Genomic DNA, 23,080 nt, shown 5'->3' on the forward strand with positions numbered 1-23,080 from the left:
CGGCATGAATGGTGAACAGTCAGCCGTTCCCGTGGAACAGCGCATCAATATGAGTTGCGGGCAGACGCCCCTCTCGCCCGCCTGTCTCGCGGCCATCGGGAAGCAGCTTGCGGAGCCGGTCTACTACGCCCATTACCCGGAGATCGAAAAAGAGACCTGTCTCATGCTCAAGCGGCTGCTGAACACCGGAAACGGCCCCATGCTCATACCGGGGTCCGCCGTGTACGGACTGGAAGCGGCCATGCTCGGCACCGTGGAGTCCGGTGACCGCGTGCTTACGGTCCAGACCGGTGTCTTCGGCCGGCTGCTGACGGAGTTGGCCAGGTTCGCGGGCGGGGATACGACCGAGATCGCCCTCGAGGAAGGGCAGTCAGTCGACCCGGACACGATTCGTCGACACCTGCTCGGCGACCCGGATATCAGACAGGTCGCGCTGGTCCACTGCGAGACCACGACCGGCACGCTGAATCCGATCGAGGCCATCGGGCGCATGCTCAAGCACGAGTTTCCCAACGTGATCTACATGGTGGACTGCGTGTCTTCTTTCGGAGGGGTCGAGGTGCGCGTCGACGACTGGGGGATTGACCTGCTCGTCACCACGACCCAGAAGTGCCTGAACGCGCCCCAGGGCCTGGCGATCGTGGTGGCCAGCGAGAAGGCCTGGGACAAGATCGAAAACCTGCGGAACGCACCGCGCGCCATGTGCCTCGATCTCCATTCCTGGCGCCGCTACGGCATGGAGGGAGGCGCCGCGATGGGGTACGATACGCTCGAAAAGGGCGCCGTGCCGCGCGCACGCAAACCCCACCCGCGGGACTGGCCCGTCCACGGCCCCCATGCGTCTTACACCCTGGTCGTTGGGCTGCACGCCTCGCTGAAGGCCATCATGGACGAGGGACCGGAACAGGTCTACTGCCGCCAGTACGTTGCTTCCAGGGCGGTACACGCGGCGTTGCGGGCCCTGGGTCTCGGCATCGTGGCCGCGACGGAGGCGTCGGCCGCGCCTGTGGCGACGCGCATCGCGTTGCCGGACCACCTCGACGCGACCGAACTGAATAGGATCCTCTTCGAAGAACACGGCATCGCACTCAGCAGCCTTGCCCGGATCGGCACCATGGGGTTCATGGCCGTACCGGAGCATGTGCTGCGAACGATAACGGCATTGGAGCAGGTCTTGAAGAAGATGGGATGGGATATGAAGGAGGGCTCAGGCGTATCTGCGGCCCGTGAGGTTTTCGAGCACGCGCAGATCTTCAACGACCGGATCTGAAGAGCCAGTCCCAGAATCCCTCTTCCCGGTCCTCGGCGGCCCCGTCTCTCACGGCCTCCTCCGTGACGTATAGCGTCGTCGAGAGGTTGAGATGCTTGTCGACACGAATCGCGTAACCACCCCGCTCGTTCCGCTCGAGGGCTTCGGTGCGTAGATAAGGCTTCCACAGCTCGTTGTGCTGACTGTGCCACAGGAACACGCCGGCCACGTCCTCGACCACGATGCGTTCGGCCTCCTCGTAGAGCGCTAATCGTCTTTCCGGGTCGCCGATCAGGTGATTGGCCTCCGCCATGACGGATTCGAAGCGCTGGTTGAACCAGGCATGGCGGCCCGTCGAAAGCCAGATACCGAGCAGATTGCTGGGATCCATGTAGTCGTACCCGTAGGGGATCATGGCGAAGGCGATGTTCCCCTGGTACATGGTTTCCATGAACAGTTTGGCCTCGGTGTTCTGCACGCCGATATCCAGGTTCAGATTGCGCTTCAGCATGGCCTGTACCGCCTGGGGCGCCTGTCCTCCTTGTAGATTGGCTCCCCTGATCCACATCACCGTATGCGGAAACCCTCTTCCGTCCGGATAGCCGGCTTCCGCGAGCAGCTGGCGCGCCAGGCCCGGATCGTATCGCTGAACGGGCGCAAGTACCCGGGTGTTTGCCGCGGGAAACCCGTCGGGCAACATGGACACCGCGGGAACGGCGACGCCCTGGAGGGCGGACGCGACCAGCGCTTCGGTATCGATGGCGTGGCTGAACGCCTGCCGCACCCGGAGATCGTCGAAAGGCGGCTTGAAGGTGTCCATCATCAGGTAGGTGGTCCCGAAGGCCGAATAGGTGACGAGCTGGTCACTGAGCCCTGCATCGTGCTTAACGCGGTTGATTTCCGCCTGGTTCGTCAGGGAGGCCAGGTCCACCGCGCCCGCCTCGTATGACGACAACATCGGCGGAGGTACCGCGGCATTGAAGAGCTTCGAGACCACTTTTTCGAGATATGGTTTGTGGGGTCCCCGGTAGTGGGGATTCGGCGCCAGCACAATCCGGTCCAGCTTCGACCATTCCAACAGCCTGAAAGGGCCACTGCCCAGCAGCGTTTCCGGCCGTGTCGACCAGCCCGGACCGTGTTTCTCGAAAAGGTGCGTGGGCGTTACCCAGCTGAAGGTCAGGATCAGGGGCAGGTAGGGCGTGGGATCTTCGGTTGCAAAGGCGATGGTGTGATCGTCCAGCGCCGTGACGCCCAGGGAATCGGGCGGCAGTTTGGCGGCGACGACCTCGCTCCAGTTCCTGATCGACCGGTAGAACCATTCGAAATCGAATCCCGTGGCCGGGTCCGCCCACCGTTTGAAGGTGTCTTCGAAGTCGTGGGCGGTGAGGGGATGACCGTCGGCGAAGATCAGATCGGGCTGCAGGTGAAACGTCCAGGTGAGCCCGTCGCCGGATACCTCCCAACGGGTCGCGGCGGCCGGCAGCAGGTTGTAGTCCCGGTCCATGCGCACCAGCGGTTCGTTGACCAGGGCGTAGTCGTGGCCGATCACCTGGTAGTGAGAGGTGGCCATGTCCAGGTAGCGGTTCTCGGCCTTGAAACTGGTGAAGACCTGGTACTCGGGCGGGGCCGCGTCGGGTGGCATCGGAATGCCGATGGAATTGGTGTAAGGCGCGGGCAGATCCGCGTCCGGCCAGGCCAATGCGGCCGTGCAGCCAATCAATGCCGCGGAGAAGAGCGCAAAGACGAACCGGACCGTCACGGGATGTCCCCTTCTTCCCTAGCAGGTGATTCCGGTCCATCCAGGTACAGGATCACATTACCTTCTTCGATCTCCACACGGTAAGTTTTGACCCGCAGCGCAGGATCGTAGAGCGCCCGGCCGGTGGCGAGGTCGAATTCCCACTGGTGCCAGGCGCACTTCAGGACCTGCTTCTCGTGCTGTTCGACCGAGTAAACCTCATCCGCCGTTACATGGGGCCTCAGGCGGCCGCGGCAGAGCGGCCCGCCCTTGTGGGGGCAACGGTTCCGCAGGGCGTAGTACCGGCCGCCGACGTTGAACACGCCGATTCCGCCGCGTCCGCCCTCGGGGACGATGCGGCGTTCACCCGGCGGAAGGTCTTCGACGGCGGATACCACGTAACGGCGGCTCATTCGCAGGGTTTCCCGTGTTCGTCCAGGCCGTACAGCTCCCGCGCCGTCTCCACGAATACCCTGTCCTTAAGCCGCGCATCCACGCCGGGAAGCACCGAGTCCGGCGATTCCCAGTCCCAGTGGGGATAGTCACTCGCGTACACGAGGATCTCGTCCGCGTGCAGCCATTCCAGGAAGGTCTTGAGGTCCTTTCGGGTCGGCGGCTGTTCCATGGGTTGGCATCCGAACCTGACGTGGTCACGGATATACTCGCTCGGAGGCCTCTTGACCCAGGGCGTGTAGTCGCGGACCGCCTTCCAGTCGGCGTCCATGTGCCACATCAGCCCCGGTACCCAGAAGGTATCGTGTTCGATGAAGAGGAACTTCAGCCCGGGGAATTTCTCGAAGGTCCCTTCGCAGATCAGGCTCGAGACGTGCGCCATAGCGATCTGGGGCCGGGCCATGCGCATTTCCAGGTAGTAAGAGGGATATCCGGCCGCCGTGGGGGCATTGGCAAAGCCCGCGCCCTCCACGCCGAAGTGCACGCACATGGGAAGCCGGCACTCCTGCGCCGCTTCGTAAATCGGGTCGTAGAACCGGTTCCCGAAAGGCATGCGCCCCCCGGCGGGCATGATGACCTGGAGTACTTCGGGACGACTGCCGATCCGCCGGATCTCCGCGGCCGCCTGCTTCGGATCGGACGGTGCGATGGCCACCGACGCTCGGAATCGACCGTCCGCCTTGATCCAGGTCTCCAGGGTCCAGTCGTTGAAGGCCCGGCACATTGCGGCGCCGAAGTCTGCGTCCGGGTGCACCGCCGCTCCGTACACCGTAACCCCCGTCAACAGGGCGACGTCGATGCCGTATTCGTCGAGATGGTGCCTGCGGGCCAGCTCGATGTTGCTGCTCGGATGGGTTTCGGTGTGCTCCCAGAGTTCGGCGCGGCAGCCGCCTTTGGGGAGATTGGTATAGACAAGGCCGGGCATCATGGACCCGAAGTCCTTCACGTACTCCACGTAGTGGCCGGGGAGGTAAGGGAAGAGATCTTCGATTTCCACGACACCGTGATGCAGGTCGCAGTCGATGAGACCGATGGGGCTGGCGGCTTTCGATTCGATTTCAGACATGATCTGGTGGCACCTCGCCTGGAACCCGGTGGAAATCGAACCCGGAGGAGATCGAACCCGGCGGAAGTCCGGAAACGTGTTACTGCCATAGATACGCCGTCCCGGGGTCCTGTCAAGTTGATCATGCGACGTGTAGAAGATTGTGCTTTGTATTTGATGACCAGACGATACATTGCCATACCGCTTCATTCCTGCGACACAAGTGGCAGCGGCGCAACCGGGACGGTTCCGGCCTCCAGCCGCGTCCGAAATCGGAGAGGAACACATGGAATACCGGCAACTCGGCCGCTACGGCGTGCGCGTGTCCCCCATCTGTCTCGGTACGGCGTTCCGGGGCTTCTGGGCCGGCCGGACGGACGAGAAAACCTGCTTACGCACGATCGAAACGGCGGTGGATCTCGGGATCAACTTCATCGACTGCGCGAACTTCTACTTCGGTGGCAGGTGCGAGGAAGTGCTGGGCAAGGCTCTGGCCGCCATGAAGGACAAGCGGGACAACCTGGTGATCACCAGCAAGGTCTGGAGCGAGATCGGGCCGGGGCCGAACGACAAGGGCACCTCCCGCTATCATATCATGCGGGAGATCGACCGCTCGCTGAAGCGCCTGGGGCTGGATCATATCGATCTCTATCTCCTGCACCACTTCGATCCCGGCACGCCCCTGGACGAGACCCTGGACGCCATGAACGACGTGGTGAGGCAGGGCAAGGCCCGGTATGTCGGCATGTGCAACTACACGGCCGCCCAGGTCGTCGAAGCGCTGTGGGTGGCCGACAGGCACGGCCTCGCGACACCGGTATGCCTGCAGAACCAGTACAACCTGATCCATCGATCCGGCGTGGAGACCGAACTGCTCGACCGGTGCCGCCGGCATGGACTGGGGATGATGACGTACAGCCCCATCGCCGTCGGCCTGCTTACGGGCCGGTGCAGACGGGGCGGGGATCCCCCCGCGGGCTCGGTCTGGGCGAAGGAAATCGATCGGTTCAGGAAGATCATGACTCCGGCCGTCGATCATCTGGTCGCCACCTTGATCGACGTGGCCGCGGAGCTCGGCAGGACCCCCGCGCAGGTCGCCTTCGCGTGGATCCTGGATCATCCAGAGGTGACGGCCGCCATGACGGGACCCGATCTACCGGAGCACGTGGAAGAGGTTTGCGGCGGTGCGGGTTGGCATCTGCCCCCCGAGATGCGAAGCAGACTGGACGAGGCTTCCGCCCCGGACCGGCTCGGACAGGTCGAGTAGCGCGATCACCTTGGAACGAATCCCCTCCCTGTACATGCGAAAGCGTAACCCTTACCCGTTACCGGTTCCCGCATCCGTTTCCGCAGCGTCGGTCATGCCGGCCATGCGATCGATCCTGAGCCGTTGGACGCGGGTCGGCTCCACGCGCAGCGCCGTCATCAGGTGGGTGCCGGCACGGACCTGTTCCCCCTGCCTGGGGATGTGGCCCAGCAGTTCGGTCATGACCCCGCCCGTGGTATCCGAAGTCAGTTCGTCGGGCAGTTCCAGGCCGCAGGCGCGGACGACCTGGTCGACGGGGCAACTGGCATCGACCTCGAACCGGTGAGGTCCCGTCCGCACGATGAGCGGCGCCTCGCTGTCGAATTCATCCTGAATCGGGCCTACCAGTTCTTCCAGTACGTTCTCCAGCGTGATCATCCCGGAAACCGTTCCAAACTCGTCCACCAGGACGGCCAGTACGGAATTGCGCCGCTGGAACTCCAGGAGCAGTGCGTCGAGGCGGATAGTCTCGGGCAGGAACAGCGGTTCGCGGGCGATACTCTCCAGGGAGGCGAACTGGTCTTCGTCGTAAAGGCCCTTCATGAGGTCCTTGACGTGAATGATCCCGATGATCTGGTCCAGATCCTCGTCACACAGCGGGAAGCGCGTGTGTCCGGACTCGGCGACGACGCGCAGTTTCTCTTCGGTGGGGTCGTTCTGGTTCACGAACACGATCTGATTGCGGGGAAGCATGTAGCGCCGGGCCACCTTTTCCTCGAGGTCGAGCACGTTTTCCATGATCCGGCGTTCCCGTCGTGAAACGTGCCCCCCGGCCACCATGCTGACCAGGGCGATACGCAGTTCGGATTCGGTGAACGATTCGCCGTGCGCGTCTATCACCCGGATGCCCAGGCACCGGAGCATGAGATTCGCGCTTACGTTCAGCAGCCAGATGAAGGGCCTGAACACCCTGTAGAACAGGACGAGGGGAATGCCGATGACCAGCGCCACCTGCCGGTACTTCTGCAGGGCGACGAACTTGGGCACGAGCTCGCCGGCCGTGATGAGCAGGAAAGTCATCACCACGAGGGCGAGCGGGATCGCGATGAGATGGGCGGTCGCCGCGGAAAAACCCAGGGAAAGCACGAGCGGTTCAAGCAGGGCGGCCACCGTCCGTTCGCTGAACCAGCCCAGGCCCAGGCTTCCAAGCGTTACCCCCAGCTGGCACGAGGAAAGATAGGTGTCCAGGTTCTGAAGTATATTCCGTACGGTCTGCGCGATTCGGCTTCCATCCTGGACCATGACCTCGATTTCGGCCATCCGGATCTTGACCAGGGCGAATTCCGCGGCTACGAAGAAGCCGTTGAACGCGACCAGCAGAAGTACGATAATGAGGTCGTTCATGGTACCGGGGATTTACGGAGAGAAGTCAGTCTGTGTTGGTCGTTGGGAGCGAATGAACCCTTAGTGCACGGGACGACCGAATCTATCGGCGAGGGCTTCGCGCCGGTAGTCGAAAATGGCGTTGAGCTGGTTCTTCACGATCGCCGCATGTACCATACGGCCCAGCACACCAAATGGCAAGGCATAATGAACCAGGTCTTTCATTTCCACTCCGCCCTCCACGGAACGCAGCCGGTGTTCGTGGTGCCAGAACCTGTACGGCCCCGATCTCTGTTCATCGATGAAGTAGCTAAGTGGTTCTGCCTGAGTGATTTCCGTTACCCAGTTAAAGTAAAACATCGAGTAGAGTCCAAGCCGGTACGTGATGATGAGACCCGTGTACATGCGGTCCGGGAGATCGGAAGTCACGGTCAGCCGGACACCCGGCGGGGTCAGGTCGCGCAGGTGCTCGGGCCGGCACAGGAAATCCCAGGCGGCATCCAGCGATACGGGCAGGATCTGCGTGCGTTTCAACCGGTAGACATGCATGGGAATTCGGCGCTCCAGTCCAGGTTTCCCTTCCCGTCAAGGCGCGGCTGATCCATGGCGCCGACGGGTGGCCGGCCCATGGCGCCGACGGACGGCGGGCACGGAACTAAGGCCGCGCTATCTGGATACTACGGGAATCGTTGAAGCGAGTCAAACCACATTACCCGGGCGGTCTCCCCGGCCTTGACACCTTGCCGTGCCGGTTTTAACTTTCGCCACACTATGACCATACTCGTTACCGGCGGATCGGGGTTGATCGGCCGCCGGCTGATCCCCTGCCTCGAGCAGCGGGGCCATCGCGTCCTGCGCCTGGTCCGGTCCAGGGACCTGGCCGGCGACAGGGCGGTCTACTGGTCCACCTCAGAAGGCAGTATTGAATGGGACGATTCCGGTTCCATTGACGCCGTCGTCCATCTGGCGGGCGAGTCGATCCTGGGACGGTGGACCGGGGCCAAGAAGGCCCGGATCCGGGACAGCCGCGTCGGCCCCACGCGCAACCTGTGCACGTTTCTCGCCGGGATGGCCTCGCCACCTTCGGTTATCGTCTGCGCGTCGGCCACCGGTTATTACGGCGACCGCGGCGATGTACCGCTCGGGGAGGCATCGCCGCCGGGGGACGGGTTTCTGCCGGCGGTGAGCAGGGATTGGGAAGCGGCGACGGAACCGGCCCGAGACGCCGGGATCCGCGTCGTGAACCTCCGCATCGGCATGGTGCTGACCCCGGAGGGCGGCGCGCTGGCCGCCATGCGTACGCCCTTCAGGCTGGCTTTGGGCGGAAAGGTCGGGGACGGGCGCCAGTACATGAGCTGGATCACCCGGGACGACCTGGTTTCCGTCATCAGTTACGCCCTGGAATCGAATGCGCTGGCCGGTCCCGTAAATGCGGTTTCTCCACAACCCGTCACCAATGCGGAATTTACCCGGACGCTGGGCCGGGTGCTACATCGTCCGACCCCCTTTTCGGTTCCCGCCTTCGCCGTCCGCCTGTTGTTCGGCCAGATGGGAAGCGACCTGCTGCTCGCGAGCGCGCGCGTCGAACCCGAACGGCTTCGGGAAGCGGGTTTCCAGTTCGAGCATGCGGACCTGGAGGCTGCGCTGAACGACCTGTTGCGGACGAAGCCTTCGAGCCCCGCGCACTGAGCGGCCCGGACCGAATCACCATGATGGCGGCGCCTCCCGCGACGGCGGTGCCTCTCGCCTCGGCGGTGCCTCTCGCCACCAAAAACGCCACGGAAGGGCCATGAATACCGACAGTCGGAAACAGCAACAACCTGCGCAGCATCAACCGGCACCTGCTGGCGCAGCGGCTTCAGGCGGATTTCTGGACGCCATCGAGCGGGTCGGGAATCGCCTGCCGGATCCGGCGACGCTCTTCCTGATCGGCGCCCTGTTCATCATCGTCCTCTCCGACATCGCGGCCCGCGGCCAGTGGACCGTGGTCCAGCGCCTGCCGGAACAGGTGGTCCTGCAGGATGGATCTGTCGGCGTGGAATGGCGCGAGACTGGCGAGACCTTCAGGTCCACCAGCCTGCTTACCCGGGACGGCCTCTTCTGGGTCGTGGCCAACATGGTGGAGAACTTCATGCGGTTTCCGCCCCTCGGCGTCGTGCTGGTCGGGATGCTGGGCATCGGCGTGGCGGAGCGGACCGGCATGATCGGCGCACTGCTCAAGGCGTTCATGCTGGCGGTCCCGGGCCGGTTGCTGACCCCGGCCATGGTCTTCATCGGCATCATGTCGTCCATGACGCTAGACGCAGGATACGTCATACTCCCGCCCCTCGCGGCCGCACTGTACAAGGCGGTCGGCCGGTCGCCGCTGGCCGGCCTTGCCGCCGTATTCGCGGGCGTGTCCGCGGGATTCAACGCCAACCTCTTCGTGACGGGCCTGGATCCCCTGCTGGCCGGACTTTCCACGGCCGGGGCGCAGACGATCGACGCGGCCTACCAGGTCGCCGCCACGTGCAACTGGTATTTCATGATCGTGTCGACGGTGATCATGACGCTGGCGGGATGGCTCGTCACGGCCTGGTTCGTCGAACGGCGCCTGGCGGGCAAGCCGCCCGAGGAGGGCGGACCAGCGCCTGCGTCGTCCGCCGGTCCGGAAGAACACGCCCTGACCGCCGTGGAGAAGCGGGGCATGGCCCGGGCGTCCCTGGCGTTCCTGTTGATATTCTCGGCCATCGTATTCATGATCCTGTGGCCCGGCGCTCCGCTGCACGGCACCGGCAGTCTGTTCGACCGGTGGGTGGAGGCCATTGTGCCCCTGTTGCTTTTCTGTTTCATCCTGCCCGGCATCGTGTACGGGATCTCGGTAGGCGCCATAAAGAACGACAAGGACGCGGCCCGGCTGCTCATCGAAACGATCGCCACCATGGCCCCGATCATCGTCCTGGCCTTCTTCGCCGCCCAGTTCATCGCCTACTTCCAGTATTCGGGACTCGGCCAGATGCTGGCGATGGCCGGCGGCCAGGCACTCGGCCAGGCGCAGATGCCGGCGTGGATGCTGATGATAGCCTTCATCCTCGTCACGCTGGCGTTCAACCTGCTGATTGGCTCCATGTCCGCCAAGTACGCCCTCTTCGCACCGATCTTCATACCCATGTTCATGATGGTGGGCATCAGTCCCGAACTGACGCAGGCAGCCTACCGGATCGGTGACTCCGTCAGCAACATCATCACGCCCCTGAACCCCTACCTGGTGATCATCCTGGTTTTCATGCGCCAGTTCGTACCCAAAGGGGGCATGGGCACGCTGATCTCCACGATGCTTCCCTATACCGTGGTATTCGCCGTCATCTGGACGGTTCTCCTCGTGGCCTGGATGGCGATGGGCATCCCCCTCGGCCCCGCGGGTGGACTGGTCTACGTACCCTGATTGGAAGTCATCGTGAGGCAGCCGTGACGAGGCAGCCGTGACGAGGCTGCCAGGTGGTACCGGAAACTGCGACTGACGTCCATAGGGCGGCCAGTCGCGGGAGGCCCGGACTATTCGTCCGGTGCTGACGGCGCCGGCTTGCGGCGGCACAGGAACAGGTAAGCGGGGATGCCCAGGGCGGTCAACGCGAGGCCCGCGATGGACTCGACGGGCGTCTCGAAGAGCATGTTGGCGAGAATCCCGGCGGAACCCGCGATGAACAGCAGGGGAACGACCGGGTAGCCCCAGGCGCGGTAGGGCCTGGGCAGATCGGGCCGTTTCCTTCGAAGCGTGAACACCGCGGCGGCGCCGGCGATCCACAGCATGAGATTGGCGAAGGTGACGAAGGTGATCAGGTCTTCGAAGGTGCCGCTGAGGGTGAGCACGCACGCCCAGGCCGCCTGTAACAACACCGCCGGCCCCGGTGTGCGGAACCTGGGATGTACCGATCCCGCACGCCTGAAGAACAGCCCGTCCCTCGCCATGGCGAAATAGACGCGGGGCCCCACCAGGACGGTGGCGTTCAGCGCGCCGACGATGGACACGACCACGGCGGCCGACAGCAGTATGGCGCCGGTTTCGCCGAAGAGCACGTTGGCGGCAGCTTCCCCGACCCGGACGACCCCGGCCATTTCCCCCACAGGCAACGCTTTCAGGTAGATGTAGTTTACCAGCAGGTAGACGATGGTGACGGTCGCGGTGCCCATAACGAGGGCCCGCGGCAGGTTCCGCCCGGGCTGTCTGACTTCGCCGGCGACGAAGGTGACCTCCTCCCAGCCGGCGAAGGCCCAGGACACGGCGATCAGGGCGACGCCGAAGGCGACCACCAGCTGTCCGAAGTCGATCCCCTGCGCATTGATACGAAAGTCGATCGGGTGTGTGGACCCGGCCCAGAGCCCGAACAGAATGAACAACCCGAGCGCGGCGATCTTGATCACCGAGGAAATGTTGGTGATGTATTTGCTGAAGGTCACGCCGCGGTAGTTCACCACCGTGAGCAGGAGGACAAGGACGAGCGCGGTGAGGTGCCCGGCGGAGAGGGTGTACGGGAAGGTCCAGCCAGGCAGGGCGATTTCGGTTTCGAAGAATACGTTGGTCATCCCGAGCGCGGGGATGAAATAGCCCGCATATTCGGCGAATCCCACGCCGAGGGCGGCGATGATGCCGGTCAGGTACATAGTGAACGATACCCACCCGAACAGGAATCCGCAGAACGGGCTGTAGGCTTCCCGGAGGTAGACGTACTGGCCGCCTGCACGGGGCATGGCGGCGCCGAGCTCACCGTAGGCCAGCGCGCCGGCGAGGGCGTGAAGGCCACCGAACAGCCAGGCAAGGAGAATGAGCGACGCGGATGGTATGCCCCGGGCCATCAGGCCGGTCGTAAGGAAGATCCCCGATCCGATCACGATGCCGATGATGATCATCGTGGTGTCGAAAAGGCCAAGCTGGCGGACCAGGCCAGTCTTTTCTTTTTGATCGCTCGGAATTGCCATATATTGAGGGTAGAAGTCGCTCCGCGGGGCAGCCGCATCGAACGGGTGCGGTTATCGCTGGCGCGGGCAAGGAGAAGTCGAAAACGAACGTCCATTTTACCGGTACGATCCGCCGAAGTCAAGACGGGACTGGGCAGGACCGGGCGAGACCAGACAGGACCAGTCGGAACCGGCAGGTCCGCAAAGCGGAAAGGGAACCCCGAGTTGAACGATTCGGCGATGGAACTCATCGACGCCACGACCTACCCCATTCACCGGCCCGGATCGGCCGCGTACCGCACGCTGGTCGCCAGATGCAGGGACGACCTGGCGGCGCAAAGTGCCTGCCTGCTGCCGGGCTTCGTCACGGAGGAAGCGCGGGTGCGCATGGTGGCCGAGGTGGACCGCGCCGCCCCGGACGCCTTTACATGCCGGAAACCCCATAACGTCTTCCTGGAAGAACACGACGACGCCTTTCCGCCCGACCACCCGCGGCGGAGGCCCCAGGCTACGGAACTGGATTCTGTCGCCTTCGACCAGTTCCGACCCACCGACAGCCTGCACCGCCTGTACGTCTGGGATCCGCTCCTGACCTTTGTCGCCGACGTACTCCGCAAGGAACACTACTACCGGATGGCGGACCCGCTGGCCGCGCTGACTGTAAACGTCATGCGCGAGGGGCAGAATCACGGCTGGCATTTCGACGAATCCGAGGCGACGACCACCCTGATGCTGCAGGCGCCCGAAACAGGCGGCGTTTTCGAGTACGCCCCGGACGTGCGTCCCGCGGACGGAGACGGCTACGAGATCGTGGACCAGGTGCTGCGCGGCAGCTACTCCGACATTCGCACGCTCGCGGTGGAACCCGGCACGCTCATCCTCTTCGTCGGCTCCCGGTCCATGCACCAGGTGACTCCCGTCGAGGGGCCGTTGACCCGGTACGTCGCCGTGTTCTGCTACAAGGACCGGCCCAATGTCCGCAACAGCCGGGAGGTACAGGAGCTTTTCTATGGACGCACGGCCTGAGGGAGGCGGACCATTGCACACCGTGATCGTTGGGAACGGCGTAACCGGCGTAACGGCCGCCACGCGGCTCAGGCAGCTCCAGCCGGACTGGAAGATCACGCTGGTATCGGGTGAATCGGCTTTCCACTATTCCCGCCCCGCCCTCATGTACATCTTCATGGGGCACATGACCTACGAGGCGACGAAGCCCTTCGAGGACCGTTTCTGGCGCGACCAGCGCCTGGATTTGGTCAGGGACTGGGTCACCGGCATCGATATCGAGGACAAGCAGCTCGTGCTGCACCGGAACGGACGGCTGCCCTATGACCGGCTGCTGATCGCCACCGGTGCCAAGTCGAACAAGTTCGGCTGGCCGGGGCAGGATCTCGAGGGCGTTCAGGGCCTGTACAACCTGAAAGACCTGCGCCAGCTGTACAAGAACGTGGAGCGGACCCGCCAGGCGGTTATCGTCGGCGGAGGGCTGATCGGCATCGAACTGGCCGAGATGCTCCACTCGAGGCACATCCACGTCACTTTTCTCATCCGCGAGCCGTCTTACTGGTGCAACATCCTGCCCATGGAGGAGTCGGGCATGATCAACCGGTTGATCGAGGAGCAGGGCATCGGCCTGATCCGGGAGACCAACCTGAAGGAGATCGTGGACGACGGCTCGGGCAGGGTCGAAGCGGTCGTCACCGAATTCGACGACCGGATCGACTGCCAGCTCGTCGGCCTGACGCCGGGCGTTTCACCCAATACGGACCTGGTCAAGTCGACCCCCATCGAAACCGGCCGGGGCGTCCTGGTTGACCATTCCTTCCGCACCAACATCCCCGACATCTACGCCGCCGGAGACTGCGCGGAAATCGTCAGCCGGAACGGAGGCCGCAACCTGATCCAGCAGGTCTGGTATACGGGCAAGAAGCAGGGCAAGGCCGCCGGTGAGGTGCTGGCCGGGGAGGATACGGCATACGATCCGGGGATCTGGTTCAATTCGGCCAAGTTCTTCGACCTGGAGTACCAGACCTACGGCATGATACTGAGCACGCCCCAACCCGGCGAGCAGCACCTTTACTGGGAACATCCCTCCCACCGCCACGCCGTCCGCGTCGTCGGCGCCGACGGCTGCATCAAGGCCTTCAATTTCATGGGAATACGCGCCCGCCACGAGGTGTGCGAACGCTGGATCGCCGAGCGGCGCACTCTGGAGTACGTCCTGGACCACATGGAGGAAGCCAACTTCGATCCGGAGTTTTTCGTCCACCACGAGACGGAAATCGTTCGCTCGTTAAAGGAGCAACTCGCATGAGCACAACGCCCGCTGGAACGACGTTGATCGACCCGGAGACCATTGCGTACTTCTACGACGAAGAGGCCGACGGTTTCGGCGAGCCCGCCTCCGCGGCCGAAGCACCGAGGAACCCGGGCTTGATGGTCTCCGCCGGCGTGATCGGACTGGGTTGCCTCGCCCTCGCCGTCTCCCTGCTCGGCAGTATGCCCCTCGCGGGCACCTGGATGCCCTTCCTGCTCTCCTTCGGCCTGTTGTCGTCCGGTGCGATCGGTTATGCCTGGTTCGCCTACAAGGATACCGTGCCCGGTATCAAGCACGACGGCATCATGTTCGGAAACACCACGCACCGCGGCGCGATCGCCTGGGCGCTGGGCATCGCGCTCACCGGATTCTACGTCGTGCTGTACTGGTGGCCGGAATACCTGGCGCGCGCCATCGCGCTCGTCGAGCCGCTGTCGCTGGCCCTGTCGGGACAACCGGCGAACCAGTGGTTTCTCTACGGGTTTCTCTACACCATGGCCGTGGTGCTCTTCGGATTCCGCATGTTCATGCGGTACCGCCACAACCGCTACCACATCATCCGGACCATTTCGGTCATGTTCTTTCAACTGGTGCTGGCCTTCGTCCTGCCCCATTTACTCCGCGCTCTGAACGAACCGGAGTTCTATTTCAGCTATTTCTGGCCGCTGAAGTACGATTACCTGTTTCCCGGCACCGTGGATTACCTCGTCAACAGTCCGGGCGCACTGGGTTCTTTCATGGTGTTCTGGGGCGCGGTCTGCTCCTTCATCGCCACGCCCGTCCTGACCTACTACTACGGCAAGCGGTGGTATTGCTCGTGGGTATGCGGCTGCGGCGGACTCGCCGAGACCCTCGGCGATCCGTGGCGGCACCTGACGCCCAAGTCGACGGTGTCGTGGAAGATCGAACGGGCGATCATCTACGCCGTGCTGCTTCTGATCATCCTGACGACGGCGGTGCTCTGGGTGAGCAGCACGTCCGAAGGCGCACTGAGCAGCATTTCCGCCCCGCTGCAGCAATGGTACGGTTTCTATATCGGCGCCGTCTTCGCGGGCGTCATCGGTGTGGGGTTCTATCCCGTCCTCGGAAACCGGGTCTGGTGCCGATTCGGATGCCCGATGGCCGCAGTGCTCGGTATCATCCAGCGGTTCTTCTCCCGCTTCCGCATCACGACCAACGGCGGCCAGTGCATGTCCTGCGGCAACTGTACCACCTATTGCGAAATGGGCATCGACGTGCGCGCCTACGCCGAACGCGGCGAGAACATCGTCCGGTCTTCCTGCGTGGGATGCGGGGTCTGTTCGGCCGTATGTCCCCGCGGCGTGCTCAAGCTCGAGAACGGCACGTCCCACGGCGACCGGTACCCCGGGTCGGACAAACCGCTGGGTGCTCTTTCTACGGCCGTCAGCAAGGGCGCCCGGGTGTACGGCGACCGCGACGGATACGTCTGAGGCGGAGACACCCGACGACCGGCCGGCGTGCATACCGGCCCGGCCGGCACTCACCTGACCAGGAAGATCACCACCGCGACCGTGACGATGCTGCAGACGGTGGACAGGAACACGGCGTTTGCCGCGAAGTCCTCCCTGCTGCCGAATTCCATGGCGATCAGCACGGTGTTGATCGCGGTGGGATAACTCGTGGACACCACCAGGATCGAGGCGATCCTGGGATCGATGTCCAGCAGGAGCACGAGTCCGTAGCCGATCAGGGGGGAAATCACCAGGCGGCATACGAGGGACGCCAGGCTGGCCTGCCACGCGTCCGTGATGCGGGTCCTGGCCAGCTGCATGCCCAGGGTGACCAGGGCCATGGGAACGAGCGCCTCGGCCAGGTATTCGATGGGAAGCCAGACGAAGCCGGGAAGTTCCAGGCCGAAGTTCCGGATGGCGAAGGCCAGGATCAGCGCGTATACGAAGGGCATCTTGAAAGACTGCAGGAACGCCTTCCGGGCCGAAATACGGCCGACCGAGACGAAGAACAGCCCCAGGGTGAACACGAGAAAGTTCTGGACGGCCAGGACGATGGACTGCACGGCCAGGCCCAGGGTGGGAAAGGCCAGTTCGCTTGCCGGAAAGCCATAGTTGCCGCTGTTGTAGTACATCACCGACAGGCTGAAGGCCTGCTTCATGTCCTTCCGATACCGCATGATCAGGGAACCGGCCAGGCTCAGGACATAGAGCGCGACCAGCATGAGCAGGCAGAACACGCTGGTATCCCAGACGAAATCGGCGGAGAGTTCGGACTGGGTCAGGGATACGACGAGGGTCGCGGGCATGACCAGGTACAGCAGGATCCGCGTCAGGGCCTGCATATCGAAATGCCATTTCTTTTGAAACAGATAACCGAGGGAGATGAGGACGAAAATCGGGGCGATGATGTCGAGCAGGATGTTCAGGAATGGCATTGGGTCGCCGGGGATGGGATTCGGATGGACTCGCGCGCGTGCGTCGTTCGGCCGTCAGCCGCCGAAGGGATCGAAGCGGCCGTCCGCCGCCGTCCACCCGCCGTCGACGAATAGGACGGAACCGGTGGTGTAGGAACTGGCGTCCGAAGCCAGGTAGAGGACGGCGCCCGCGATTTCTTCGGGCCTGGCCCATCGCCGGAGCATCGTCTTGTCGGCGTACGCGCCGTACCATTCCGGATGCTGCTTGATCTGGGCAGTCAGCGGCGTGTCCACCACGCCCGGGGCAATGGCGTTGGCCCGCACGCCCCGGTCGGCGAGTTCGGCCGCCAGCGCGCGGATCATGAGCACCACGCCGGATTTCGTCGCGGCGTAGACGCCCTGGCCGGGCTCTACGACCTGTGACCGGATACTCGAGAAGACGATGATACTGCCCCCTCCGTTCTCGGACATGGACCGGGCGACTTCGCGCACCAGGCGGAAGGTGCCTTTCAGGTTGAGGTCGACGACGCGGTCGTACTCCTCGTCGGTGTACTCGAGGAGCGGTTTGCGAATGTTGACGCCGGGCGTGCTGACGAGGACGTCCGGGGGTGCAATCCGGTCGAGCACGCGCTGTATATGGTCCGTATCGCACATGTCCAGCGTTGCCGCTTCGGCCGATCCGCCGTCCTTGCGAATCTCCTCTAGGACGGATTCCGCCGCTTCCTGCCGTACATCCGCGCAGACCACGTGGGCGCCGAACTGGGCCAGGCACCGGGCCGAACTCCTGCCTATGCCGCTTCCACCGCCGACGACCAGCGCATTGCGGCCGGTCAAATCGAAGAGGCTTCTGTAGTCAGTCATACCGTGGTCCGGATGATGGACGTCTGCGTCCTGAGCGGTATAAGTTCTTGCGCGATTTACCACGTCCTCGCGACCGTCAATCCAATGGGTTGCATTGGCTTTATCCGGCCAGCCCACTATCTTAAGACGGGGGCCGGCCCCTGTCAAGATGTTCGGCCCGGGGCCCCGACGGGCGTATCCGGGTCCCGGGATGTGTCGCGCCGTGTGCAGGGTCGGCGCAGTCAACATTGTCTGGAGAAAGTAAATGACCGGTAAGACGCTCATCGTCGCAAATCCCACATCGGGCAGTGGACGCGGCTTGAGATACGCGGAGCGGGTGCGGGATCTGTTGACCGCGAAACTTGCGGACGTCGAGATCCGCCCTACCTCAGCCCGGGGCGAAGCGGAGGCATTCGCGGCGGAAGCGGTGCACGCGGGATATGCATGTGTCGCCGCATGCGGGGGCGACGGAACCGTCCACGAGGTGGTGAACGGGCTGGCCGGAACGGACGTCGCCCTCGGCATCCTGCCCTGCGGACGCGGCAACGATTTCGCCAGGGCGATGCAGATACCGTCCGCACCCGAGAAGGCCGCATCCGTCCTGCTGCAGGGCCATGTCCGTCCCTTCGACCTGGGCAGGGTGAACGACCGGTACTTCGCGACGGTGGTGACGCTGGGATTCGATTCGGAGGTGGCCAGGCTGGTGTACGAAGGGCAGGTCCCGTTCAAGGGCACGGCGGCCTATCTGTGGGGCCTGGCGCGCATGCTGCGCGTCTATCGCGGCGTGGCCCTGCGCATGACCGGGGACTTTGGCACCATCGACCAGACGGTCCTGCTCGCGGCCACCGGGAATACCAGCACGTACGGCGGCGGGATCAGGATCGCGCCGAACGCCAGCCCGGCGGACGGTGCCCTCGACATCTGCCTCGTGCGCATGATGAGCGCGGGCCGTATCCTGCGCGTGTTTCCCCGGGTCTACTGGGGCGGACACCTGACCCACCCCGACGTCTTCTCATACAGGACGGGCAGCCTGAGCATGGAAACGGAGCGGCCGGTCGTACTGTTCGCCGACGGCGAGCCCGTGGGCGAGACGCCGGCGGAGATCATCGCGGCACCCGGCGCGCTGCGGGTCGCCTGTCCGGTCCCCCAGGCCTGAGCGGCATTCGGAATCCCGCTCAGCTACTCCCTGCTCTTATATAATCGCGAAAACATGAGTCCGCCTACCGTACCGTCGGGATACCGGGTGTACCCCTTGAGGTTCGACTTTCGAAGCTGCATCGTGAGTGGATGGAACACGAAGGCGGCGCCGTAGTCCCCCACCAGAATCTCCTCCGCCTGCCGGTACAGCCCCGTGCGCGTTTCCGGGTCCAGCTCCGCTCCGGCCGTTTCCACCAACGCATCGAATTCGGAGTTCGCCCAGTCGTGCCGTCCCGCGCCTTTCGGCTGGGAATGCCAGGTCATGTCCAGCATGTTACGTGGGTCCATGTAATCGGCGACGAACCGCAGAAAGCCGAAGTCCATCTCCCAGTTGTACAGTTTGCTCATGTAGGCGGTCCGGTCCAAGATGCGGATGGAGACGTTCACCCCGAGATGTTCCAGCAGCATACTCTGAATGGCCACGCCCGCCATTTGCATGGAAGGCGTCGGCGCGCGAATCCACATTTCCTGCCTGGGAAATCCCCGTCCGTTCGGGTATCCGGCTTCCCGCATCAGCGCTTTTGCTCTTTCGGGATCGAAAGCCTGGTACGGTTTCATGGCCTCACCGTTGTACTCCCTGAAGTCTGGCGGCATCATGGAATAGGCCGGTGCCGCGGTTCCCCTCAGTACGATCCGGCAGATCGCATCGCGGTCAAGCGCCCGGGCGAAAGCCTCGCGCACGCGGACATCATTGAACGGCGGTTCACCTACCTTGAAGAATAGGTACCAGGTCGTTCTACCGGGCGACCTGACGAGTTCTCCGCTGAGCAGGGGATGGCGTTCGATGCGGTCCAGGTCGTTTATATCCACGTTCTCAACGTCAACCTCGTTATTCTCGTAGGCCAGGACAGTCTGTGCCGCCGCATAGCGGAAAGGATGGATGACCTTCTCCAGCATGGGCTTGTGGGGGCCGTTGTACATGGGGTCGGGAACGAAGGTCATATGGCTGCCGGTCGCCCATTCGGACATTCTGAAACCGGAGTTCGACACGATTTTGTCGACTTCGGTCCACTTCCGGCCGTGTTTTTCCACGGTCCAGCGCGGCGTGGGATAGGCCAGGCCGAAGGACACGACGTGGGGGAAATGCGGCGCGCCGCGCTCCAGGAGCACCTGGAAGGTGAGATCGTCCACGGCGCGGACACCGAGTTGGTCCGGGTCCTCGATCTCTCCCAGGCTGATGGCCTTCGCGTTCTTTATGTCATAATAGAAGAAAGCGTAGGGATTGGCGTTGGCGGGATCGAGCATGCGTCTGAAGGCGTAGACGAAATCATGGGCCGTGACGGGCCGGCCGTCGCTCCACCGGGCACCCTGACGCAGATGAAACGTCCATTCCCGGGCGTCCTCGGAGACGTCGTAACCGGTTGCGGCGGCCGGGATGGGCTGCCAGAGTTCGTCCCGGATAAGCAGGGTTTCGAACGGAAGCAGCGTGCCCTCGCCGTCGTACAGGTTGATCTGGATGTCGAGGCTGCGCGGTTCGGGACTCATCAGGCGGAAGACCTGCTGCTCCGGCGGCGCCGCATCGGCCGGCAGGGTGACTCCTACGGAGTTCGTGTGCTGGGCATGGGAAAAACCGGTTGCCGGCAGGATGGCCGCGGCCAGCAACAGGACGGAAAGTACCTTGTGCATGGAGGTTCCGGGGTAAGGTGGATCTGAATCGAATCTACCGTTGGTGCGCGGTGAATATAGACCCGCCGGCGAAGGCAGGTCAAGAGATTGTCCGTCGTCCTGTATTTGCTTGACATCCGCCATCCCTGCGCCTACTTGATTACACGGCGTTACCGTCAAGATCGGCGTTTCATCCCGGGTTATGCTCATGCTGTCCGAAAGCCCCTTTACCTTCGACCGCGTAGTCCGCATCGCAATCGCCGTGGGCGTGATCTGGCTGTTGATCACCCTTATCGCCTATCTGAGCGACGTGCTCATACCCTTTGCCGTCGCACTGCTGCTCGCCTACCTGATCAATCCCCTGACTTCCTGGCTGCAACGGAAACTGCCCTTCAAGCAACGAATCATCTCCGTACTGCTGAGCCTGACGATCATCCTCGCCGCCGTGGTCCTGTTCCTTTCCATCCTGATCCCGATGGTCGTGTCCGAAGTCGCGCAGATGCAGCGGCTGCTCTCCGGGCTGGTGGACGCGGACCAGTGGCAGGCGAGAATGCAGGACTATGTTCCGGAGGAAATCAGGATATACATTGCGGACCTGGTCCGGTTTGAAGAGCTGGTCCAACTGCTGAACTTCGAAAACATCCGGCTGTTCTTTCAACAGATCCTGCCCGGCATCTGGGGCGTATTCTCAGGTACCATCAGCTTCATCATCGGTCTTGCGGTCGTCATCGTCATCCTGCTCTACCTGGTCTTCATCCTTCTGGACTTCGACGAGATCTCCGAAGGCTGGAAGAACCTGATCCCCGACCAGTACCGGCAGGTCGTACTCGATGTCGTATCCGACTTTACGAAGGCCATGCGGGTCTATTTTCGCGCCCAGGCTCTCATCGCCTTCATCGTCGGACTGCTCTTCGCGCTGGGCTTCTGGCTGATCGGCCTGCCCATGGGGATTTTGCTGGGCCTTTTCATCGGGCTGCTCAACATGGTGCCCTACCTGCAGGTCGTGGGTCTCATCCCGGCGGTGCTTTTCGCGATTGCCGGGGCCCTGGGCGCCGGCGAGAGCATCTGGGTAATGCTCGTCCTCGTCCTGGCCGTGTTCGCCGTCGTACAGGTCATCCAGGACGCCATTCTGGTTCCCCGGATCATGGGCAGTGCGACCGGGTTCAACCCGGCGGTGATCCTCCTTTCCCTGTCCATCTGGGGAAAACTGCTGGGTATCCTGGGGCTGCTGATCGCGCTGCCGGTGACGTTCCTGGCCCACTCGTACTACAAGCGGTTCCTGAAGGGATCTCAACCGGTGAAGGAGCAGTGAATGGATAGAATCTCCTGGGACGAGTATTTCCTGCGCATCGCTTATGCCGTTTCGGCGCGATCGAACTGCATTCGCCGGCACATCGGTGCCGTGATCGTGAACGAAAAGATCATCACCAGCACGGGCTATAACGGCACCCCCATGGGCATACCCAACTGCTTCGACGGCGGCTGCAAGCGATGCAATTCGGACGGACCGTCCGGGGCGAACCTCGACGAATGCGTCTGCATACACGCCGAGGAAAACGCCATCGTCTTCGCCGCGCGCCACGGGTCGTCGACGAGCGGCGCCACGCTCTACACGACCAACAAGCCCTGCCTGGGCTGTCTGAAAAAGTCCATCCAGGCGGGGATACGCCGGGTGGTCTATGGGGAGGAGTACGCCTACACGAAGTCCGTCGAAGAGGTGTATGACTGGCTGGTGGAAGAATCCGGAATCGAGATGGTCGAACTGAAGTTGGACGAGCATCCGGAAACCGTTGTGCAGACGGTCTGACAACCCCGTGAGCCGGGGGAGATTCTGCTTGACGCGCAGCCGGCCAGCCCGGACATTACGCGTCAAATCAATAAGGTCCAATGAACGTGCGAACCGGATGACGTTTTGCATACCAGCGAACGCATAACTCAGTCGGACTTCGTCTATCGCCGGCGGCAGGATACGAAGTCGGAGGTCCTGTCCTTTTCCGAAGCGTATCCCGATTACCATCCGCAGGACCGCGTGGGACTGGTCTCACCCCGTTTGGAAGACGGCGTGTTCGGGTTGGCCGGCGCCGTCCTCGGCCTGGCGACCGGGTTCTACGACTGCCTCCGGTCGCAAGGGGGCGAGTTCTTCAACTACCCCCAGCATCACGTGTTCATCGGGGGACGGGATGGGCGCGTTCATACGCGAAACGGTGACCGGGACCTTTCCATCCCGGAGATGGGAAGTGCGTGGGGATGGCTCGACGTCTGGCCGGAGACCAACTGGCATCTCTGTCCGGCGACGCCGGCAGGCATGCTCGAGGCGGCCTTTCGCCTCCAGGTCAACCGCCTGTTCTGGCCGGCTTCATTCAAACCCGGTACCGTGGATGAACCGCTTTCGCAATACGCATACAGACTGTTGAGCGGAAGGCTGAAATCCGTCTGGTATTATGACTGCGAGGATGGGAACCTGGAAGTCCGGGCATCGGGGTCTGCCGCGGACGTCATCCGGGAGAGCCTGGAGCGTCTTCCCTGTGGAGGCACGGAGTCGTACAACGAGGTATATAATGCGGTCCGGCCATGGACTGTAAATCGTTTTAAGGCAGTGGAACCTGAAGCGTTTCTTGAAGATATGTCGATTTGCTTCACGGATGGATGAGCTGAAAGAAGCCATACCAAAATGGAGCCTTGCCAA

20 protein-coding genes are annotated in these 23,080 nt (G+C 63.1%); 11 read left to right on the forward strand and 9 right to left on the reverse strand.

Features of this window, described 5'->3' with window-relative positions; all coding sequences use genetic code 11:
- Positions 1 to 4: 4 nt before the first annotated feature.
- Positions 5 to 1,270, forward strand: coding sequence for an alanine--glyoxylate aminotransferase family protein (locus tag F4Z81_10320; protein ID MXW05447.1), 1,266 nt, complete (start codon positions 5 to 7; stop codon positions 1,268 to 1,270).
- On the opposite strand, the gene F4Z81_10325 is transcribed toward F4Z81_10320, so the two are convergent.
- From F4Z81_10325 to F4Z81_10335, 3 genes are read right to left on the reverse strand one after another with little or no spacing between them, the layout of a single operon-like run.
- Complete coding sequence (locus F4Z81_10325) at positions 1,254 to 3,008, reverse strand: peptide ABC transporter substrate-binding protein (protein ID MXW05448.1); 1,755 nt, start codon at positions 3,006 to 3,008, stop codon at positions 1,254 to 1,256. The two genes, F4Z81_10320 and F4Z81_10325, sit on opposite strands and share 17 nt — an antisense overlap.
- Positions 3,005 to 3,400, reverse strand: coding sequence for a Rieske (2Fe-2S) protein (locus tag F4Z81_10330; protein MXW05449.1), 396 nt, complete (start codon positions 3,398 to 3,400; stop codon positions 3,005 to 3,007). Before F4Z81_10330 ends, F4Z81_10325 begins: the two co-directional genes overlap by 4 nt.
- Positions 3,397 to 4,773 carry an amidohydrolase gene (locus tag F4Z81_10335; protein MXW05450.1) on the reverse strand — a complete coding sequence of 459 codons (1,377 nt, stop codon included), beginning with the start codon at positions 4,771 to 4,773 and terminating at the stop codon, positions 3,397 to 3,399. Before F4Z81_10335 ends, F4Z81_10330 begins: the two co-directional genes overlap by 4 nt.
- On the opposite strand from F4Z81_10335, the gene F4Z81_10340 reads away from it, so the two are divergent.
- On the forward strand, positions 4,772 to 5,752 hold the full coding sequence (locus F4Z81_10340) for an aldo/keto reductase (protein ID MXW05451.1): 981 nt from the start codon (positions 4,772 to 4,774) through the stop codon (positions 5,750 to 5,752). The genes F4Z81_10335 and F4Z81_10340 overlap by 2 nt on opposite strands.
- Before the next feature lie 51 nt (positions 5,753 to 5,803).
- On the opposite strand, the gene F4Z81_10345 is transcribed toward F4Z81_10340, so the two are convergent.
- The gene (locus tag F4Z81_10345) at positions 5,804 to 7,135 is read right to left on the reverse strand and encodes an HlyC/CorC family transporter (protein MXW05452.1); all 1,332 of its coding nucleotides are present in this window, start codon (positions 7,133 to 7,135) and stop codon (positions 5,804 to 5,806) included.
- A gap of 60 nt (positions 7,136 to 7,195) precedes the next feature.
- Entirely contained in the window at positions 7,196 to 7,663 is a 468-nt protein-coding gene (locus F4Z81_10350) for an SRPBCC family protein (protein ID MXW05453.1), read from the reverse strand.
- A gap of 222 nt (positions 7,664 to 7,885) precedes the next feature.
- On the opposite strand from F4Z81_10350, the gene F4Z81_10355 reads away from it, so the two are divergent.
- On the forward strand, positions 7,886 to 8,803 hold the full coding sequence (locus tag F4Z81_10355; GenBank protein MXW05454.1) for a TIGR01777 family protein: 918 nt from the start codon (positions 7,886 to 7,888) through the stop codon (positions 8,801 to 8,803).
- 100 nt (positions 8,804 to 8,903) lie between these two features.
- Complete coding sequence (locus tag F4Z81_10360) at positions 8,904 to 10,538, forward strand: AbgT family transporter (GenBank protein MXW05455.1); 1,635 nt, start codon at positions 8,904 to 8,906, stop codon at positions 10,536 to 10,538.
- Positions 10,539 to 10,648: 110 nt separating this feature from the next.
- On the opposite strand, the gene F4Z81_10365 is transcribed toward F4Z81_10360, so the two are convergent.
- Positions 10,649 to 12,070, reverse strand: a complete 1,422-nt coding sequence (locus F4Z81_10365) for an amino acid permease (GenBank protein MXW05456.1) — start codon at positions 12,068 to 12,070, stop codon at positions 10,649 to 10,651.
- 204 nt (positions 12,071 to 12,274) lie between these two features.
- Between F4Z81_10365 and F4Z81_10370 the strand changes: the two genes are divergently transcribed.
- From F4Z81_10370 to F4Z81_10380, 3 genes are all read left to right on the forward strand, one after another.
- Positions 12,275 to 13,075 carry a 2OG-Fe(II) oxygenase gene (locus F4Z81_10370; GenBank protein ID MXW05457.1) on the forward strand — a complete coding sequence of 267 codons (801 nt, stop codon included), beginning with the start codon at positions 12,275 to 12,277 and terminating at the stop codon, positions 13,073 to 13,075.
- A 13-nt stretch (positions 13,076 to 13,088) separates the two neighbouring features.
- Positions 13,089 to 14,363: an NAD(P)/FAD-dependent oxidoreductase gene (locus tag F4Z81_10375; protein MXW05458.1), complete on the forward strand. Its 1,275-nt coding sequence runs from the start codon at positions 13,089 to 13,091 to the stop codon at positions 14,361 to 14,363.
- 122 nt (positions 14,364 to 14,485) lie between these two features.
- Entirely contained in the window at positions 14,486 to 15,817 is a 1,332-nt protein-coding gene (locus F4Z81_10380; protein ID MXW05459.1) for a 4Fe-4S binding protein, read from the forward strand.
- Between the two features lie 50 nt (positions 15,818 to 15,867).
- Here F4Z81_10380 and F4Z81_10385 read toward each other — a convergent pair whose 3' ends face one another.
- Both F4Z81_10385 and F4Z81_10390 read right to left on the reverse strand, forming a co-directional pair.
- On the reverse strand, positions 15,868 to 16,773 hold the full coding sequence (locus F4Z81_10385; protein ID MXW05460.1) for an AEC family transporter: 906 nt from the start codon (positions 16,771 to 16,773) through the stop codon (positions 15,868 to 15,870).
- Between the two features lie 54 nt (positions 16,774 to 16,827).
- A complete protein-coding gene (locus tag F4Z81_10390; protein ID MXW05461.1) occupies positions 16,828 to 17,613 on the reverse strand; it encodes an SDR family oxidoreductase in 786 nt (261 codons plus the stop codon).
- A gap of 244 nt (positions 17,614 to 17,857) precedes the next feature.
- Between F4Z81_10390 and F4Z81_10395 the strand changes: the two genes are divergently transcribed.
- Positions 17,858 to 18,748, forward strand: a complete 891-nt coding sequence (locus F4Z81_10395) for a diacylglycerol kinase family lipid kinase (protein ID MXW05462.1) — start codon at positions 17,858 to 17,860, stop codon at positions 18,746 to 18,748.
- A gap of 23 nt (positions 18,749 to 18,771) precedes the next feature.
- On the opposite strand, the gene F4Z81_10400 is transcribed toward F4Z81_10395, so the two are convergent.
- Positions 18,772 to 20,646, reverse strand: coding sequence for a peptide ABC transporter substrate-binding protein (locus F4Z81_10400; protein ID MXW05463.1), 1,875 nt, complete (start codon positions 20,644 to 20,646; stop codon positions 18,772 to 18,774).
- Here F4Z81_10400 and F4Z81_10405 point away from each other — a divergent pair.
- The 3 genes from F4Z81_10405 to F4Z81_10415 all read left to right on the forward strand — a co-directional run bounded on the left by F4Z81_10405 (position 20,597) and on the right by F4Z81_10415 (position 23,044).
- Positions 20,597 to 21,706 (forward strand): AI-2E family transporter, encoded by a 1,110-nt coding sequence (locus F4Z81_10405; GenBank protein ID MXW05464.1) that lies wholly within the window; start codon positions 20,597 to 20,599, stop codon positions 21,704 to 21,706. The genes F4Z81_10400 and F4Z81_10405 overlap by 50 nt on opposite strands.
- Positions 21,707 to 22,201 carry a dCMP deaminase family protein gene (locus tag F4Z81_10410; protein ID MXW05465.1) on the forward strand — a complete coding sequence of 165 codons (495 nt, stop codon included), beginning with the start codon at positions 21,707 to 21,709 and terminating at the stop codon, positions 22,199 to 22,201. It abuts the gene before it with no gap.
- 105 nt (positions 22,202 to 22,306) lie between these two features.
- Positions 22,307 to 23,044 carry a hypothetical protein gene (locus tag F4Z81_10415; protein ID MXW05466.1) on the forward strand — a complete coding sequence of 246 codons (738 nt, stop codon included), beginning with the start codon at positions 22,307 to 22,309 and terminating at the stop codon, positions 23,042 to 23,044.
- Positions 23,045 to 23,080: the final 36 nt, after the last annotated feature.

It is taken from the genome of Gemmatimonadota bacterium (assembly GCA_009835325.1).
Lineage (GTDB): Bacteria > JAAXHH01 > JAAXHH01 > JAAXHH01 > JAAXHH01 > JAAXHH01.

What these genes read in the sequence shown, in the direction of transcription:
- F4Z81_10320 (MXW05447.1), top strand. Translation starts at nt 5, where the DNA reads ATGAATGGTGAACAGTCAGCCGTTCCCGTGGAACAGCGCATCAATATG.
- F4Z81_10330 (MXW05449.1), bottom strand. Translation starts at nt 3,400, where the DNA reads ATGAGCCGCCGTTACGTGGTATCCGCCGTCGAAGACCTTCCGCCGGGT.
- F4Z81_10340 (MXW05451.1), top strand. Translation starts at nt 4,772, where the DNA reads ATGGAATACCGGCAACTCGGCCGCTACGGCGTGCGCGTGTCCCCCATC.
- F4Z81_10335 (MXW05450.1), bottom strand. Translation starts at nt 4,773, where the DNA reads ATGTGTTCCTCTCCGATTTCGGACGCGGCTGGAGGCCGGAACCGTCCC.
- F4Z81_10345 (MXW05452.1), bottom strand. Translation starts at nt 7,135, where the DNA reads ATGAACGACCTCATTATCGTACTTCTGCTGGTCGCGTTCAACGGCTTC.
- F4Z81_10350 (MXW05453.1), bottom strand. Translation starts at nt 7,663, where the DNA reads ATGCATGTCTACCGGTTGAAACGCACGCAGATCCTGCCCGTATCGCTG.
- F4Z81_10355 (MXW05454.1), top strand. Translation starts at nt 7,886, where the DNA reads ATGACCATACTCGTTACCGGCGGATCGGGGTTGATCGGCCGCCGGCTG.
- F4Z81_10360 (MXW05455.1), top strand. Translation starts at nt 8,904, where the DNA reads ATGAATACCGACAGTCGGAAACAGCAACAACCTGCGCAGCATCAACCG.
- F4Z81_10365 (MXW05456.1), bottom strand. Translation starts at nt 12,070, where the DNA reads ATGGCAATTCCGAGCGATCAAAAAGAAAAGACTGGCCTGGTCCGCCAG.
- F4Z81_10380 (MXW05459.1), top strand. Translation starts at nt 14,486, where the DNA reads ATGGTCTCCGCCGGCGTGATCGGACTGGGTTGCCTCGCCCTCGCCGTC.
- F4Z81_10385 (MXW05460.1), bottom strand. Translation starts at nt 16,773, where the DNA reads ATGCCATTCCTGAACATCCTGCTCGACATCATCGCCCCGATTTTCGTC.
- F4Z81_10390 (MXW05461.1), bottom strand. Translation starts at nt 17,613, where the DNA reads ATGACTGACTACAGAAGCCTCTTCGATTTGACCGGCCGCAATGCGCTG.
- F4Z81_10395 (MXW05462.1), top strand. Translation starts at nt 17,858, where the DNA reads ATGACCGGTAAGACGCTCATCGTCGCAAATCCCACATCGGGCAGTGGA.
- F4Z81_10405 (MXW05464.1), top strand. Translation starts at nt 20,597, where the DNA reads ATGCTCATGCTGTCCGAAAGCCCCTTTACCTTCGACCGCGTAGTCCGC.
- F4Z81_10400 (MXW05463.1), bottom strand. Translation starts at nt 20,646, where the DNA reads ATGCGGACTACGCGGTCGAAGGTAAAGGGGCTTTCGGACAGCATGAGC.
- F4Z81_10410 (MXW05465.1), top strand. Translation starts at nt 21,707, where the DNA reads ATGGATAGAATCTCCTGGGACGAGTATTTCCTGCGCATCGCTTATGCC.